Annotated in this window: 18 protein-coding genes; 3 read left to right on the top strand and 15 right to left on the bottom strand. The window is 74.1% G+C overall.

What is annotated here, in order from left to right:
- From SM418_RS17390 to SM418_RS17375, 4 genes are read right to left on the bottom strand one after another with little or no spacing between them, the layout of a single operon-like run.
- Complete coding sequence (locus SM418_RS17390; RefSeq protein WP_371941882.1) at nt 1-786, bottom strand: methyltransferase domain-containing protein; 786 nt, start codon at nt 784-786, stop codon at nt 1-3.
- Between the two features lie 41 nt (nt 787-827).
- Nucleotides 828-1,244, bottom strand: a complete 417-nt coding sequence (nusB, locus tag SM418_RS17385) for a transcription antitermination factor NusB (RefSeq protein WP_371941881.1) — start codon at nt 1,242-1,244, stop codon at nt 828-830.
- 55 nt (nt 1,245-1,299) lie between these two features.
- Nucleotides 1,300-1,857 (bottom strand): elongation factor P, encoded by a 558-nt coding sequence (gene efp / locus SM418_RS17380; protein WP_371941880.1) that lies wholly within the window; start codon nt 1,855-1,857, stop codon nt 1,300-1,302.
- Nucleotides 1,858-1,888: 31 nt separating this feature from the next.
- Nucleotides 1,889-2,980 (bottom strand): M24 family metallopeptidase, encoded by a 1,092-nt coding sequence (locus SM418_RS17375; RefSeq protein WP_371941879.1) that lies wholly within the window; start codon nt 2,978-2,980, stop codon nt 1,889-1,891.
- A 204-nt stretch (nt 2,981-3,184) separates the two neighbouring features.
- Here SM418_RS17375 and SM418_RS17370 point away from each other — a divergent pair, with 204 nt between their 5' ends.
- A complete protein-coding gene (locus tag SM418_RS17370; protein WP_371941878.1) occupies nt 3,185-4,687 on the top strand; it encodes a flavin monoamine oxidase family protein in 1,503 nt (500 codons plus the stop codon).
- A gap of 91 nt (nt 4,688-4,778) precedes the next feature.
- On the opposite strand, the gene SM418_RS17365 is transcribed toward SM418_RS17370, so the two are convergent.
- The 3 genes from SM418_RS17365 to SM418_RS17355 form a co-directional block, all read right to left on the bottom strand.
- The gene (locus tag SM418_RS17365) at nt 4,779-5,825 is read right to left on the bottom strand and encodes an LLM class F420-dependent oxidoreductase (RefSeq protein WP_371941877.1); all 1,047 of its coding nucleotides are present in this window, start codon (nt 5,823-5,825) and stop codon (nt 4,779-4,781) included.
- A 63-nt stretch (nt 5,826-5,888) separates the two neighbouring features.
- A complete protein-coding gene (locus tag SM418_RS17360; protein ID WP_371941876.1) occupies nt 5,889-6,569 on the bottom strand; it encodes an enoyl-CoA hydratase/isomerase family protein in 681 nt (226 codons plus the stop codon).
- 32 nt (nt 6,570-6,601) lie between these two features.
- On the bottom strand, nt 6,602-7,048 hold the full coding sequence (locus SM418_RS17355) for a PaaI family thioesterase (protein ID WP_371941875.1): 447 nt from the start codon (nt 7,046-7,048) through the stop codon (nt 6,602-6,604).
- A 101-nt stretch (nt 7,049-7,149) separates the two neighbouring features.
- Here SM418_RS17355 and SM418_RS17350 point away from each other — a divergent pair, with 101 nt between their 5' ends.
- The gene (locus tag SM418_RS17350; protein ID WP_371941874.1) at nt 7,150-7,725 is read left to right on the top strand and encodes a TetR/AcrR family transcriptional regulator; all 576 of its coding nucleotides are present in this window, start codon (nt 7,150-7,152) and stop codon (nt 7,723-7,725) included.
- 64 nt (nt 7,726-7,789) lie between these two features.
- On the opposite strand, the gene aroQ is transcribed toward SM418_RS17350, so the two are convergent.
- From aroQ to aroC, 4 genes are all read right to left on the bottom strand, one after another.
- Nucleotides 7,790-8,239 carry a type II 3-dehydroquinate dehydratase gene (aroQ, locus tag SM418_RS17345; RefSeq protein WP_371941873.1) on the bottom strand — a complete coding sequence of 150 codons (450 nt, stop codon included), beginning with the start codon at nt 8,237-8,239 and terminating at the stop codon, nt 7,790-7,792.
- 100 nt (nt 8,240-8,339) lie between these two features.
- Complete coding sequence (gene aroB, locus SM418_RS17340) at nt 8,340-9,329, bottom strand: 3-dehydroquinate synthase (protein WP_371942048.1); 990 nt, start codon at nt 9,327-9,329, stop codon at nt 8,340-8,342.
- 80 nt (nt 9,330-9,409) lie between these two features.
- Nucleotides 9,410-9,916: a shikimate kinase gene (locus tag SM418_RS17335; protein WP_371941872.1), complete on the bottom strand. Its 507-nt coding sequence runs from the start codon at nt 9,914-9,916 to the stop codon at nt 9,410-9,412.
- Nucleotides 9,917-9,924: 8 nt separating this feature from the next.
- Nucleotides 9,925-11,103 carry a chorismate synthase gene (gene aroC / locus SM418_RS17330; RefSeq protein ID WP_371941871.1) on the bottom strand — a complete coding sequence of 393 codons (1,179 nt, stop codon included), beginning with the start codon at nt 11,101-11,103 and terminating at the stop codon, nt 9,925-9,927.
- A 78-nt stretch (nt 11,104-11,181) separates the two neighbouring features.
- Here aroC and SM418_RS17325 point away from each other — a divergent pair, with 78 nt between their 5' ends.
- A complete protein-coding gene (locus SM418_RS17325; RefSeq protein ID WP_371941870.1) occupies nt 11,182-12,189 on the top strand; it encodes a DUF2332 domain-containing protein in 1,008 nt (335 codons plus the stop codon).
- Here the strand turns inward: SM418_RS17325 and SM418_RS17320 are convergent.
- The 4 genes from SM418_RS17320 to SM418_RS17305 are packed head-to-tail and all read right to left on the bottom strand — an operon-like array spanning nt 12,186 to nt 15,182.
- Entirely contained in the window at nt 12,186-12,785 is a 600-nt protein-coding gene (locus SM418_RS17320; protein ID WP_371941869.1) for a nitroreductase family protein, read from the bottom strand. The two genes, SM418_RS17325 and SM418_RS17320, sit on opposite strands and share 4 nt — an antisense overlap.
- A gap of 14 nt (nt 12,786-12,799) precedes the next feature.
- The gene (locus SM418_RS17315; protein ID WP_371941868.1) at nt 12,800-12,988 is read right to left on the bottom strand and encodes a hypothetical protein; all 189 of its coding nucleotides are present in this window, start codon (nt 12,986-12,988) and stop codon (nt 12,800-12,802) included.
- Nucleotides 12,988-13,914 carry a sulfotransferase gene (locus tag SM418_RS17310; RefSeq protein ID WP_371941867.1) on the bottom strand — a complete coding sequence of 309 codons (927 nt, stop codon included), beginning with the start codon at nt 13,912-13,914 and terminating at the stop codon, nt 12,988-12,990. Before SM418_RS17310 ends, SM418_RS17315 begins: the two co-directional genes overlap by 1 nt.
- Nucleotides 13,914-15,182, bottom strand: a complete 1,269-nt coding sequence (locus SM418_RS17305; RefSeq protein WP_371941865.1) for a DegT/DnrJ/EryC1/StrS family aminotransferase — start codon at nt 15,180-15,182, stop codon at nt 13,914-13,916. The genes SM418_RS17310 and SM418_RS17305 overlap by 1 nt, the downstream gene beginning before the upstream one ends.
- Nucleotides 15,183-15,190: the final 8 nt, after the last annotated feature.

Genomic DNA, 15,190 nt, shown 5'->3' with positions numbered 1-15,190 from the left:
CTACCCGGCCGGCTTGTCGGCCACCAGGTGCAGCTGGGCGGCCAGGTCCCGCAGGACGGGGTGGACGGCGGCGACCGCCTCCAGCGCGATCAGCGCGTCGGCCGAGTCGGCGTCGCCGTCCAGCAGGCCGCTCGGCACCAGGTCGGCGAAGATCCGGACGCCGTGCAGCTCGGCGACCCGCAGACCCGATCCGCGGACCAGCGTCGACAGCGTCTCCCGGGTGAAGCGGCGGGGCATCCGGTCGCCCTCGCCCCACCGCCCGGACGGGTCGGTCAGCACCCGCCGCGCGTCGTCGAAATGGCCGGAGACGGCCCGGTGCAGGGCGGCGGCGACCTGCCCGGCGACCAGCACGCTGACCGAGCCGCCCGGCCGGACCACGCCGGTCAGCGCGGCCATCGCCGCGCCCGGCTCGTCGACGAACTCCAGCACGCTGTGGCACAGCACGAGGTCGGCCGTGTCTCGGCCGAGCAGGTCGGGCAGGTCGACGGCGTCGCCCTGCACCGCGCGGACCCGCACCCCGGACTCGGCGGCGCGGCGCTCCAGCGCGGCGAGGGCGTCCGGGTTGGCGTCGACCACGGTGACGCGGTGCCCCAGCTCGGCGAGCGGCACAGCGAACCCGCCGGTGCCGCCGCCGACGTCCACGACGTCGCGCGGGCCGGCCTCGGGGGTGATGCGGGCGAGCACGGTCCGCAGGGCGTCCCATAGGACGGCGCTGCGCACCCGGCCGCTGCCGCGCACCCGCTTCTGTTGCCGGCCGGTCACGGCCACTCCCCTAACGTCGCTCATCCCCGCCAAGCCTAGCCGCCCGGTGCCTCGCGGCCGACTCGTCACAGGGAGAGCGAGGGCTTCAGCTGCTGGAGGCGGGCCAGGAGGCCGTTGACGAAGCGGGGGGACTCGTCGGTGGACAGCTCGGTCGCCAGCGCCACCGCCTCGCTGACGGCGACGCCGTCGGGGACGTCGTCGACCCACAGCAGTTCGAAGGCGCCCATCCGCAGGATGTTGCGGTCGACGGCCGGCATCCGCTCCAGCGTCCACCCGGTCGCGTACGTGGAGATCAGCTCGTCGATGCGCTCCCGGTGCTCCTGGACGCCCTCGATCAGCCGGACGGCGTGCGGGTACTCGGCCGGCTCGTCCTGGTTCGGACGGCCCCGCGCCGCGAGCACCGCGGTCGGCTCCTCCTCCCGCAGCTCCGCCGCGAACAGGATGTCCAGCGCGAGCTTCCTGGCCTTGCTGCGAGCGCTCATGGCCTCGCCCCGCCCGCACTCGTGGCCTCGCTCGGCTCGGGCGGCCCGCCGCCCATCAGGCGCGGCCGAGGTAATCGCCGGAGCGGGTGTCGACCTTGACCTTCTCGCCGGTGGTGATGAACAGCGGCACCTGGATCTGCGCGCCGGTCTCCACGGTGGCGGGCTTGCTGCCGCCGGTGGAGCGGTCGCCCTGCAGGCCGGGCTCGGTCTCGGTGATCTCCAGCACGACGGCGGCGGGCAGCTCGACGTACAGCGGGTTGTCGTTGTTGAAGGCGATCACGGCGTTCTGCTCGGGGAGCAGGTAGTCGGACGCGTCGCCGACGACGGCCGCCGGGATGTGCGGCTGGTCGTAGGTCTCGGTGTCCATGAAGACGAAGTCCTCGCCCTCGCGGTAGAGGTACTGCATCTCCCGCTTGTCGACGCTCGCCACCTCGACCTTGGTGCCGGCGTTGAAGGTCTTGTCGACGACCTTCCCGGACAGGACGTTCTTGAGCTTGGTGCGGACGAACGCGCCGCCCTTGCCTGGCTTGACGTGCTGGAACTCCAGGACGGTCCACAGCTGGCCGTCGAGGTTCAGCGTCATGCCGTTCTTCAGGTCGTTCGTCGTCGCCACTGGCTGTTCTCCCGGTCGCGGACCCGCGCGTCTACAGGACGAGCAGGTCCTTGGTCGTTGTGGTGAGGATCTCCGGGCCGTTCGCGCGGACCACGAACGTGTCCTCGATGCGAACCCCGCCCCGGCCCGTGAGATAGACCCCCGGCTCCGCGGTGATCGGTACCCGATCCGTCAGTTTACCGGTCTTGTCGTACCCCAGGAATGGCGCTTCGTGGATCTCGAGTCCGACGCCGTGCCCGAGGCCGTGGGTGAACGCCGCGCCGTGCCCCGCGGCCTTGATGATCTCCCGGGCGGCGGCGTCGACGTCCCTGGTCCCGGCGCCGGGCAGCGCGGCGTCGAGCGCGGCGCGCTGCGCCAGGTGGACGAGGTCGTAGACGTCGCGCTGCCAGCCGGCGGGCTCGCCGATCGCGACGGTGCGGGTCATGTCGGCGTGGTAGCCGCCGTACAGGGCGCCGAAGTCCATGGTGACGAGGTCGCCGGCCTGGACCTCCCGGCCGCCGGGGTGATGGTGCGGGACGGCGCCGTTCGGGCCGGACGCGACGATCGACTCGAACGCGGGGCGCTCGGCGCCGAAGTCGACCATGGCCCGTTCGAGCGCGACCGCGACGGCCCGCTCGGTCACCCCGGCGCGGATCTCGGGCAGGACGGCCTCGAACGCGCGGTCGGTGATCGCACACGCCTCGCGCAGGAGGCCGATCTCCGTCTCGTCCTTGACCATGCGCAGTTCCTCGACGAGCGGGCCGAGCGGCAGCAGCTCGATCGGCCTGTCGAGCCGCCCGGTCTCCTCGGTCAGCGCGGCGTGCTGCTCCACGGTCACGTCGTGGGCCTCGAAGCCGAGCCGGCCGTGGCCGTCGGCGGCGGCCCGCGCCGTCAGCGCCCCCGCCACCTGCCGGTCGACGACGACCGGCAGCTCCGGGCATACCTCGGCGGCAGTGCCCGCGTACCGGCCGTCGGTCGCGAGCACGGCCGGGCCGTCGGCCGCGACGAGCAGCGCCGCCCGGGAGCTGTCGAGGCCGGTCAGGTAGCGGACGTTGACGAGCCGGGTCACCAGCAGGGCGCCGGCGTCGCGTGCGGCGACGAGCGCGGCCAGCCGGCGGCGGCGCGCGAGGTGCGTCTCCCCCATGACCAGGACTCTAGTGGGCCTCCTGCTCCGCCCGGCCACGGGGGACCGCGGCGCCCCGCGGCATGCCGCGGGGCGCGGGAGCGCGCCGTCTCGACGCGGTCACGAAACATGAAGAACCCTCGACCCTGCCGCGAGGGCTGGCCTAGCGTGACCGGCGGTGTGAATCTTCCGTCCCCCGCACGGACTTCCCCAGAAGGGATTCCCTTGACCCGAGTCAGCCGCCGCAGACTGCTCGGCACGGGCGCGCTCACCGCCGCCGGAGCGGTCGCCTCCGCCGCCGCGGCGCCGTCCGCCGCCGCCCGCACCGCCCCCCTCAGTGCCCCCCTCAGTGCCCCCCTCAGTGCCGACGTGGTGATCGTCGGGGGCGGGCTGTCCGGCCTGACCGCCGCGCGCGACCTCGCCGCCGCCGGCCGGTCGGTGATCGTCCTGGAGGCCCGGGACCGGCCCGGCGGGCGCGTGTACGGGCTGCCGCTCGGCGACGGCACCACCAGCGAGGGCGGCGCGGAGTTCATCGGCCCGACACAGGACCGCATCGCCGCGCTCGCCAGGGACATGGGGGTCGAGACCTTCAAGACCTACAACGAGGGCAAGAACGTCTACTACCGCAACGGCAAGCGGTCCCTGTACGCGAGCGACGGCCTCCTCGGCGCGGTCCCGCCCGACTGGGGCGTGATCGACCTGGAGCTGGCGCTGCTCAAGCTCGGCGCCATGGTCAAGGAAGTCCCCGTCGGGGAGCCGTGGAAGGCGGCGAAGGCCGAGGAGTGGGACGCCGGGACGTTCTACACCTGGTCGCGGTCCAACTCGCTCAGCGCCGGCGCGCGGTTCCTGATGGACGCGTTCGCCTCCTCGACGCTGTCGGCGCGCTCGCAGGAGATCTCGCTGCTGTACCTGCTGCACTACGCGGCGTCGGCGGGCAACGAGAGCACCCCGGGGACGATCGACCGGCTGATCAACACCAGGGAGGGCGCGCAGGAGTCCCGGTTCGTCGGCGGCTCGCAGGAGGTGCCCGTCCGGCTGGCGGCCGCGCTCGGCGACATCGTCCGCTACAACGCGCCGGTGCGGTCCATCGCGACCGGCCCGGGCGGCGTGACCGTCACCGCGGACGGGGTCGCGGTGGCGGCGAAGCGGGTGGTCGTCGCGATGTCCCCGGCGATCGCCGGAAAGATCGACTACTCGCCGGGGCTGCCGGCCGCCCGCGCGCAGCTCATGCAGCGCTACCCGATGGGCTCGATCGCCAAGTTCGTCGGCGTCTACGACACGCCGTTCTGGCGGGCCGACGGCCTGACCGGGCAGGCGGTCGCCGACGGCGGCGCGATCGACGCGACGTTCGACAACAGCCCGCCGGACGGGTCGCGCGGCATCCTGATGGGCTTCATGAACCAGGCGAACATCCGCAGGCTGGACGGCGCGTCCGCGGACGAGGTCCGGGCCGCGGGCCTCGACTCCTTCACCAGGCTGTTCGGCGACAAGGCCGCCGATCCGCGGATCACGGCGTTCCAGCGCTGGGACAACGAGATGTGGAGCGGCGGCGGCCCCGTCGGCGTCGCCCCGCCCGGCGCGCTCACCGCCTTCGGCCCGGCGCTGCGCGAGCCGTGCGGGCCGATCCACTGGGCGGGCACCGAGACGTCCGACTACTGGACGGGCTACATGGACGGCGCCGTCCGCTCGGGCGAGCGCGTCGCCAGGGAAGTGCACGCGGCGCTCTGAGGCGCGCGACGGGCGGCGTGCCGGGCTCGCCGGGCACGCCGGCCCGTTCACGCACCTCGCCGTTCACGCACCTCGCCGTTCACGCAGCCGCTCACACTTCGGCGGCCATCTCCTTGACCTTCTCGATCAGGGCGAGCCGGCCCTTGGGGTCGCCCGCGATCGGGGACACGTTCAGCGTCGTGATCCCGGACTCCTTCATCGCGGCGAGCCGCTCGCGGACGTGGCCCTCGGAGCCGATGAGCGACATCTTCTCCAGCAGCTCCTGCGGGACCTTCGCGGCGGCCTCGTCCTTCTTGCCGTCCAGGTACAGGTCCTGGATCTCCTCGGCCTCCTTCTCGAAGCCGTAGCGGCGGGCGAGGTCGTTGTAGAAGTTCTTGCCCTTGGCGCCCATGCCGCCGATGTAGAGCGCCGCCATCGGACGGCCGAACTCCAGGTAGCCCTGCACGTCGTCGCCGATGGCGAGCGCGGCCTGGCCGACGATGTCCAGCTCGCCGAGCGCGGGGTCGCGGCGGGCCTTGCCCGCGGCGAGAGACGCGCCCCACACGTCCGCGGCCTTCTCCGGCATGTAGAAGATCGGCTCCCAGCCGTTGGCGATCTCGGCGGTCTGCTCGACGTTCTTCGGCCCGATCGCGGCGACCAGGATCGGGATGTCGGCGCGCACCGGGTGGTTGATGAGCTTCAGCGGCTTGCCGAGGCCGGTGCCCTGCCCCTCCGGCAGCGGCAGCGTGTAGTGCCTGCCGTCGTACTGGAGCCGCTCCCGCCGCCACACCTTGCGGCAGATCTCGATGACCTCGCGGGTGCGGCCGAGCGGCGCCGTGTAGGGGACGCCGTGGAAGCCCTCGATGACCTGCGGGCCGGACGCGCCGATGCCGAGCGTGAACCGTCCGTCCGACACGTAGTCCAGGCCGGCGGCGGTCTGCGCCATCGCCGTGGGCGTGCGGGAGTAGATGTTCAGGATGCCGGAGGCGATCTCCAGCCGCTCGGTCTTCGCGGCGATGTAGCCCATCTGGCTCACCGAGTCGAAGCTGTAGGCCTCCGCGACGTAGACGATGTCGAGGCCGGCCTTCTCGTAGTCCGACAGCTCCTCGACGGTCTCCTTGAAACCGCCGGAGTAGCTGAGCGCCATCCCGATGCGCATCGGCATCCTCTCCCTAACCGAATCCGATTCCAGTCGAACGTAACCTACTCCGCCGCCAGGCGGTCAGCGCGGGGCGGGACCGTTCAGGGCGGGGCCGTGCAGCGCGTCCAGTACCGGCCGGTACAGATCCGCGCGGATCCGGGCGACGGTCTTGCCGTTCCTGCCCGCCGACGCCGCCGCGAGTTCGACCGCGGCGGGCAGGACCTCGTCCCCGGCGGCGACCCGCTGGACGATCCCCGCCTCCCGGGCCTGCTCGGCGGTGTACCGGCGGCCGGTGAGCATGGCCTCGTGCGCCGTGGCCCTCGGCAGCCGCTCCTTGAGAAGCGCGTTCATACCGGGCGTGAAGCTCATCCCGAGGTCGACCTCGGGCAGGCAGAAGTAGCCGCGGTCGGTCCGCATGACGGCGGCGTCGTGGCAGAGGGCGAGCATCCCGCCGCCGGCGAAGGCGTGCCCGTTCACCGCCGCGACCGTGGGCATCGCAAGCTCCAGGACGCGCGCGAACAGGCCGTGCACGCGCCGCAGGTACTCCTCGAACTTGTCCTGGTTCGCTCCGAGCCACTCCAGGTCGAGGCCGTTGGAGTAGAACTTGCCGGTACCCACGGTGACGAGCGCGGCGGGGCCGTCGCTCTTCGCCACGGTGTCGAGAGCGCCCTCGACCGCCCCGAGGAAGTCGGGCCCGAACCGGTTCTCGCCGGCGTCGAACCGCAGGACGTGCACGTCTCCGTCGCGCTGGAGGTCGATCACGAAGCTCTCCTTCATCCGTGCCTGAGCGAACCCTACGCGCCGGTGTCCGGCTGGAAGACCATGCAGGTCGTGGTGGCGTGCGCGACGAGCTTGCCGTCCGCGCCGGTGACGCGGCCCTCGGCCGTCGCGACCTTGCGCCCGACGTGGACGGTCGTCCCCTCGCAGACCAGCCGGCCGCCCTCAAGCGGCACCGCCCGGACGAAGTTCACCTTCAGCTCGAGCGTCGTGTAGCTCGCGCCCTCGGGCAGCGAGGTATGCACCGCGCACCCCATGGCCGAGTCGAGCAGCGTGGAGATGATGCCGCCGTGCACGGTCCCGAGCGGGTTGCCGAAGTCGGTGCGGGGCGTGAGGGCGCACACGACCCGCCCGGGCTCCAGGCTCTCGACCGTGATGCCGAGCAGGGCCCCGACCCCGTACCCCTGTTCCACGCCCATGGCGAGCAGTTCCTTCAGCTGCTCCAGCCCCGCCGTGCTCTCCACCACGCTCCCCCTGTCGGTAGGACGTCCGTCATAGGCACGATTCTGTATGACGAAAGTCATGGTCAATGCGGGAAGCTTATGATGAATGTCATAATCGGTCCATGGGGACGGACAGCCGGGAACGCATGGTGCGCAGCGCCGCCTACCTCTTCCGCGAGCGCGGCTACAGCGGCACCGGGTTCCGCGACGTCATCGCGCACAGCGGCGCCCCGCGCGGGTCGATCTACCACCACTTCCCGGCCGGCAAGGCGCAGCTCGCCGAGGAGGCCGTCCGCTACGCTGGGGAGTTCCTGAACGCCGGCATCCTCGCCGCCACCGAGGGCGGCGACGCCGCCTCCGCGGTGGACGCCTTCGTCGGCTGGTGGCGGCAGGTCCTGATCAAGAGCGAGTTCCGGGCGGGCTGCCCCATCGTCGCGGTGACCGTGGAGTCCCACGACGAGGCCCCGCAGCTCGGCGCGGCCGCCGCGGCCGTGTTCGGCCGCTGGCAGGACACCCTCGCCACCGGCCTCGGCAACGCCGGCGTCCCCGACGACCGCGCCGCCCGCCTGGCCCGCCTCATCGTCGCCGCCGTCGAGGGCGCCACCATCCTCTGCCGCGCCCACCGCGACGTGGCCCCCCTGGACGACGTGGTCGCCGAACTGAAGGACCTCACGCGAAGCGCGGTCAGGGACGACTGACCGCGCCCTGCGCTCAGCCCCGCTCGCCGGTGGCTACAGCCGCCGCCGTGCGGCGGGGCCGGGGTCAGGGGGTCTTCTGTTCGGCGATGAGTTCGGCTACGGCCTGGAGGGCGAGGACGTAGGACATCGGGCCGAAGCCGGCGATGGTGCCGGTGGCCACGCCGGCGACCACGGAGGTGTGCCGGAACTCCTCGCGCGCCGCGGGGTTGGTGATGTGGACCTCGACGAGCGGGGCGGTGCGCTGGGCGAGAGCGTCGCGCAGCGAGTAGGAGTAGTGGGTGAACGCGGCCGGGTTCAGCACGATGGGGGTGTGCTCGTCGGCGGCCTCGTGCACCCAGCGCACCATCTCGGCCTCGTCGTCGGTCTGCCGGACCTCGACGCTCAGGTCGAGGCGGCGGCCGGCGTCACGGCAGAGGGCGACGAGGTCGTCGAAACTGGTCGTGCCGTACTTCTCGGGCTCGCGGACGCCGAGGCGCCGCAGGTTCGGGCCGTTCAGGACGAGGACGCGGGTCATCCGCGGCTCCCTTCGGGGGGGCGGCGACCGGGCCCAGGCGGCCCGGCCGGCCGGCGATCATCACTCCGCCGGCGCTCCGCCGTTCTCGTCCGGCACGCGGTCATCGGCCGACCTCGCGGTAGGCGGCGGCGAGCAGTTCCTCGTCCGGGCCTTCGAGGCGGCCCGGCTCGGCGATGCCGTCCAGGACGACGAAGCGGAGCGTCGTGCCGCGCGACTTCTTGTCGATGGTCATGGTGGCGCGCAGGCCGGGCCAGTCGGCGGCGTAGGAGACCGGCAGGCCGACCGAGGTGAGGAGGTCGCGGTGCCGCCGGACGACCTCGGCGGGCAGTCGGCCCGCGAGGCGGGACAGTTCGGCGGCGTAGACCATGCCGATCGCGACGGCGTGGCCGTGGCGGAACCGGTAGTCCTCGGCCTTCTCGATGGCGTGGGCCAGGGTGTGGCCGTAGTTGAGGATCTCGCGGAGGCCGCCCTCCCTGAGGTCGGCGGACACCACGCCGGCCTTGACCCGGACCGCGCGCTCGACCAGCTCGCGGGTGTGCGGGCCGTGCGGGGACGCGGCGCCCTTCGGGTCGTCCTCGACCAGGTCCAGGATCCGCGGGTCGGCGATGAAGCCGGCCTTGATGATCTCGGCGAGGCCGCTGATGTAGTCCTCGCGCGGCATCGTCATCAGCGTGGTCAGGTCGCACAGGACGCCGGCGGGCGGGTGGAACGCGCCGACGAGGTTCTTGCCCTCGGGGACGTTGATGCCGGTCTTGCCGCCGACCGCCGCGTCCACCATGCCGAGCAGGGTGGTGGGCACGAGCACCGCCCGCACCCCGCGCAGCCACGACGCCGCCGCGAACCCGGCGAGGTCGGTGGTGGCGCCGCCGCCGACGCCGACGACCACGTCCGAGCGGGTCATGCCGGACCGGGCGAAGGACGACCAGAGCCCGGCGAGCACGCCGACCTCCTTGGCCGCCTCGCCGTCCGGGACGGGCAGCGCGTGGACGGTGTACCCGGCCTGTTCGAGCGCGCCGCAGACGGGACGCGCGATCTCCGGCAGGCCCTCGGCGTGGACGACGGCGACGGCACGGGCGCGGTCGCCGACCATGGCGGGCAGCTCGCCGAGGACGCCCGTCCCGATGACGACGTCGTACGGGTCGGCGCCGCCGACGTGCACGCGCGCCTGCGTCACGCCGCCCCCAGGGCCTTGGTGATCTCTTCGACGATGTCGGCGGGGTCGCGACCGTCGGTGTCGACGCTCACCGCGGCGAGGCGCTCGTAGATCGGGAGGCGCTCCGCCAGGAGCTTGCGCATCTGGCTGCGCGGGTTCAGCACGAGCAGCGGCCGCGCGGAGGCGAGCCCGACCCGCTTGATCGCCTCGGACAGCCCGACCTTCAGGTAGACGACCGCGTGCCCGCCGAGGAGGTCCTGGGTCTCGGCGGCGAGGACGGCCCCGCCGCCGAGCGCGACGACGCCCTCGTGCTCGGCGAGGGCCGCCGCGACGGCCGCGCGTTCCAGCTCGCGGAAGCGGTCCTCGCCGTCGTCGATGAAGATCTCGCCGATCGGCTTGCCCGCCGCCGCCTCGACGTCGGCGTCGGTGTCGCGCAGCGGGACGCCGAGGCGCTCGGCGAGCGCGGCGCCGATCGTGGTCTTGCCCGAGCCGGGCGGCCCGATGATGACTGCCTTCGGTCGCATGGTCCCGTTCACTTGATCGTCAGGGAGGACAGGTATCCGCGCAGGTTGCGCGCGGTCTCCTCGGCGGAGTCGCCGCCGAACTTCTCCAGCGCGGCGTCCGCGAGGACGAGCGCGACCATCGCCTCGGCGACGATCCCGGCGGCGGGGACGGCGGTGACGTCGCTGCGCTGGTTGATCGCCTTGGCGGGCTCGCCGGTCCTCACGTCGATGGTGTCCAGGCGCCGCGGGACGGTCGAGATCGGCTTCATCGCCGCCCGGACCCGCAGGACCTCGCCGGTCGTCATGCCGCCCTCGACGCCGCCGGCCCGGTTCGTCCGGCGGCGGACGCCCTCGGGCGTCGCGTCGATCTCGTCGTGCGCCCGCGAGCCGGGCCGCCGGGCGGTGGTGAACCCGTCGCCGAGCTCCACGCCCTTGATCGCCTGAATGCCCATGAGGACGCCGGCGAGCCGCGAGTCGAGCCGCCGGTCCCAGTGGACGTGGCTGCCGAGGCCGGGCGGGAGCCCGTAGGCGAGGACCTCGACGACGCCGCCGAGCGTGTCGCCGGCCTTCTTCGTCTCGTCGATGTGCGCGACCATCGCGGCGGACGCCGCGCCGTCGAAGCAGCGCACCGGGCTCTCGTCCACCCGCGCGAGGTCGCCGGGCTCGGGCAGGACGTCCTCGGGCGCCGCGACCTCGCCGAGCGCGATCACGTGGCTCAGGACGTCCACGCCGAGGGCCTGCTTGAGGAACGCCTTGGCGACCGTGCCGAGCGCGACCCGCGCCGCGGTCTCCCGCGCGCTCGCCCGCTCCAGCACGGGACGGGCGTCGTCGAAGCCGTACTTCTGCATGCCGACGAGGTCGGCGTGCCCGGGGCGCGGCTGCGACAGCGGCGCGTTGCGCGCCTGGGCGGCGAGGACGCCGGCGTCCACGGGGTCGGCCGACATGACCGTCTCCCATTTCGGCCATTCGGTGTTGCCGACCTCGATCGCGACCGGCCCGCCGAGGGTCACCCCGTGCCGGACGCCGCCGAGGATCGTCACCTCGTCCTGCTCGAACTTCATCCGGGCGCCCCGCCCGTGCCCGAGCCGCCGGCGGCGCAGTTCCTCGGCGATGTCCCCCGAGGTCACGCGCACACCGGCCGGCAGCCCCTCCACGATCGCGGTGAGGGCCGGGCCGTGGGACTCCCCAGCGGTCAACCAGCGCAGCATGCCCCCGATCCTATTGAGTCCGCGCGCCCGCCCGTGACGGCGTCCAGCATCTGAGAGGCTCGGCTCCGGAGGTGGGGGATGAGGCGGAAGCTGCTCGCCCAAGCGCGGGCGTGCGCCGAGCTGGGGTCGCCGATGTACGCGGAGCTGCTCGCGCGGGCGGCGGAGGACCCGGGCCGGGCGGTCGCCGACGTGCTCGGAGGGCGCACCGGCCCCGGCTTCATCCTGGGGATGCTGGGGACGGTGCACCGGATCGTGCTGGAGGGCCGGGCGCCCGAACTGGCGGCGTACTACCCGACCGCGGGAGGGACGGAAGATCCGCTGCTGGCCTGGCCCGCGTTCCGGGACGTGCTGGCCGAGCACGCGGCCGAGATACGCGAGGGCCTCGCCGACCCGCCGCAGACGAACGAGGTCGGACGCGCGGCCCCGCTGGTCGGCGGCCTCCTCACGATCGCCGCGGCCACGGGCCTGCCGGTCAGGCTGCTGGAGATCGGCGCGAGCGCGGGCCTGAACCTGCGCGCCGACCATTTCCGGTTCCTGCACGAAAAGGGCGCGTACGGTCCCGAGTCACCGGTCGTCCTGCCCGGCGCGTGGCGGGGCCTTCCGCCGGTGGACGCCCCGCTCGCCATCGCCGAGCGGCGCGGATGCGATCCGAGCCCGCTGGACGCGGCCTCCCCGGACGCCCGGCGGCGGCTCCTGTCGTACGTGTGGCCCGACCAGGCGGAGCGGGTGGCGCGGCTGAGGGCGGCGTTCGAGGTTGCGGCGCGGGTCCCGGCGGCGGTCGTGCGGGCGGGCGCGGCGGAGTTCCTCGACGGGCTCGCGCCGGAGCGGGGCGCGGTCACGGTCGTGTGGCACTCGACGATGCGCGCGTACCTGTCGCGGGACGAAGCCGCGCGCGTCGACCGGCACATCGGGGACGCCGGCGCCGCGGCCACCGGGGACGCGCCCGTGGCCCACCTGTCGTTCGAGGGGCGGGACGCCTCCCGGCTCGACGCCGTCCATGTCCTCAGGCTGCGGCTCTGGCCGGGCGGGGAGCGCCGGATCATCGGGGAGGGCCCGGCGCACGGCCTTCCGACGACCTGGTTCTAGCCCGCGCCCTTCCAGGTCTCGTGGTGGACGAGGTCGCCGAGCGGTTTCCGCATCGAGCGCAGCCGCGCGGTGTCGGACGGCTGCACGGCGTCCTCGCGGGGGTGGCCGACGGTGACGACGCCGACCACGGCGACGTCGTCCGGAATGCCGAGCAGGGTCTTGAGCTCGTCCTTGCGGGGGACGGTCGCGAAGCCGGTCGCGAGGCCCGCGTCGATCGCGGCGAGCTGGATCAGCATGAGGAACGCCCCGGAGTCGACCCACCAGTAGGGGGCGGGCCACTCCATCTCCTCGCCGTCGACGAGCTTGTCGGGCCGGGTGTAGCGGTCGTGGTAGTCGTCCTCGCGGATGCCGAGCACCATGAGCACCGGCGCGACCGACAGCCATTCCTCCGGGTAGTGGGATTCCCCGGCGAGTTCGGCGACGCGCTCGCGCGTCGCCGGGTCGGTGACGACGACGAGGCGGTGGCCCTGGCTGAACCCGGCGCTCGGCGCCCGGCGGATCGTCCCGGCGATCTTCCGCACGGTGTCGGCGGGTACGGGGTCGGGCCGGTAGCGGCGGACCATCCGCCGCTCCGCGAGCACGTCGTCGAACTCCACCGTCGTCTCCGTTCTCAGATGCCCTGGCCGAGGCCGCCGTCGGCCTTCAGGGGGGTTCCGGTGATGAAGCCGGCCTGCTCGCTCGCGAGGAACGCGGCGATGGCGCCGAAGCCGGCGGCGGCGAATCCGCGGGCCGTGGCCAGGCCGAGGCCGCCGGTCGCGGCGGCGACCAGCGCGACCCGGCCGCGCGGTCCGGGATTCATCAGGTCTCCTCGTGCGTCCGGGCGGGGGCGGGGCGGAGCGGGTAGCCGTAGCGGGCCAGCAGCGGCGCGGCGAGGACGGTCGCGACGGCGCGGGCGGACGCGGGCTGGGCGCGCACCCACGCGTCGTCGTCCCTGATCCGGACCGGGCCCTGCCGCAGCCGGTCGGGGTTGCCCGTGACGGTGTGGTTGACGCCGAGCCGGGCGGAACCGCCGGCGTCGGCGGGCGGGTCGCCGGCGAGGCCCGCGTGCTCCATGACCCGCGCCAGCTCGGCGCGGGGGCTCGCGACGAAGTCCTCGTAGCGGAGCCGCAGGCACCGGTCGGGGAACGCGCGCGCGACGCGTTCGGACGCCAGGTTGAACCCCGTCCAGTAGGCGGTGCTGCGGGCCGGGCCCATCGCCGGGATGTACTCCTTCGCGCGCCGCCACGACTCGGCGGTGGCGCGCGGGTCCCGGACGACGTGCAGGACGCGGGCGTCCACGCCGGGCGCTCCGCACAGCGCGGCGGCCTCGGCGGGGAACTTGCCGGTGTCGACGATCAGCCCGGCGGCGGTCTCGTCCGCGATCGCCGCGTAGAGGCCGGCCAGGTCGCGGGCGGCCGGGTGGGGGGCGCGGACGCGCCGGGCCTCGGCGAGCCGCCGGCCGGTGTGCCGCGTCCGCAGCGCGGTCCGCTGGAGCCGGACGGCGCGTTCGGCGTGCCAGGCGGGGTCGTCGCCGGCGAGCCGCCCGATGACCGCCTTCCAGAGCGGGCACGACGGGATGTCCTGCCCGCATCCGCAGAGCGTGTTGGTGCCCCGGCCGAGGACGCCGTTCCTCCACAGGTAGCGGAGCTCGCCGACGTGCACGGCGCCGGGCACCTCGCCGAGGAGGTTCCCGAGCAGGGTCGTCCCGCTGCGGCACCAGCCCGTCACGTACAGGACGCGGACCATCAGCGGCGTCCCGTACGCGACGGGCCGGCGCCGACGACCTTCCGGACGGCCGCGACGACATGGTCGCGGTCCCGCTCGGTGAGGTTGGCCGACAGCGGGATGTCGATCGCCTCGTCGAGCCGCGCGGCCGTGACGGGGTACTCGGCGCGGGCGCGCGCCGCGTCCGGGAACAGGAACCGCCAGTTCCAGAACGCGCGCACGTTGACGTCGCCGGGGTCGCCGAGGGCGCGGGCGTCGATGCCCTCGGCGCGCAGCGCGGCGGCGGTCCAGGCGGTGCCGCGGGCACCGGCGCCGGGCAGCCGGAACACGAGCGCCTCGCCGAGGTAGGCGTGCTCGGCGACGGGCCGGCGCAGCGCGACGCCGGGCACCCCGGCGAGCCGCGCGGCGACGTCGTCGTGGTTGCGGCGGTGGGCGGCGAGCCGGTCGGGCAGGCGGCGCAGCATCGGCCGGGCGAGCGCGGCCCGGATCTCGTCCATCCGCAGGCTGAAGATCGGCAGGGCCAGGTCGTCGACGGGCGGCGGCGGGCCGTCGAAGTGCCGCGCCATCCGGCCCTCGTAGGCGCCGGAGTAGACGACCGCGCGGGCGTGCACGGCCGGGTCGCGGGCGAGCAGGAACCCGCCCTCGCCGGTGTTGAGCGACTTGTCGGACTGGGTGCTGAACGCGCCCGCGTCGCCGAAGGTGCCGAGGAGGCGGCCGTTCAGCCGGGCGCCGAGCGCGGGAACCGCGTCCTCGACGACGGGGACGCCGTGCTCGCGGGCGAGCGCGCAGATCGCGTCCATGTCGCTGGCGAACCCGCGCATGTGCACGACGACGATCGCGCGGACGGCGGGGGTGAGCCGGCGGCGCAGGTCGGCGACGTCCATGTGCAGGTCGTCGTCGCATTCGACGAAGACGGGACGGTGCCCGGCGAGCAGGATCGCGCTGGGCGTCGCGGCGAAGGTGAAGGCGGGGCAGGCGACGAGGGAGCCGGGCGGCAGATCCAGGGCGAGCAGCGCGAGCGTGATGGCGGCGGTGCCGCTGGCGCACGACAGCGCGTGCGGGACGCCGAAGTACGCGCACAGGTCGCGCTCGAACCGGCCGGTCTGCGTCTCGGCGTACGGGCGGTGGTCGTAGCGGAAGTAGAGCCGGTCCCGGATCGCGCCGAGCGCGGCGTCCAGGTCGTCCTCGCCGATGAAGACGTCGCCCTTGTCGTAGGTCGGCCAGGGTTCGGTGCGCACCGGCTCGGCGCCGTCGATGGCGAGCAGGCCGGGCTGGACGTCCACGGTCATGTCGTCTC

It is taken from the genome of Actinomadura chokoriensis (genome assembly GCF_041463665.1).
Taxonomy (GTDB): domain Bacteria; phylum Actinomycetota; class Actinomycetes; order Streptosporangiales; family Streptosporangiaceae; genus Spirillospora; species Spirillospora chokoriensis_A.
This window is presented reverse-complemented; position numbering and strand designations above follow the sequence as displayed.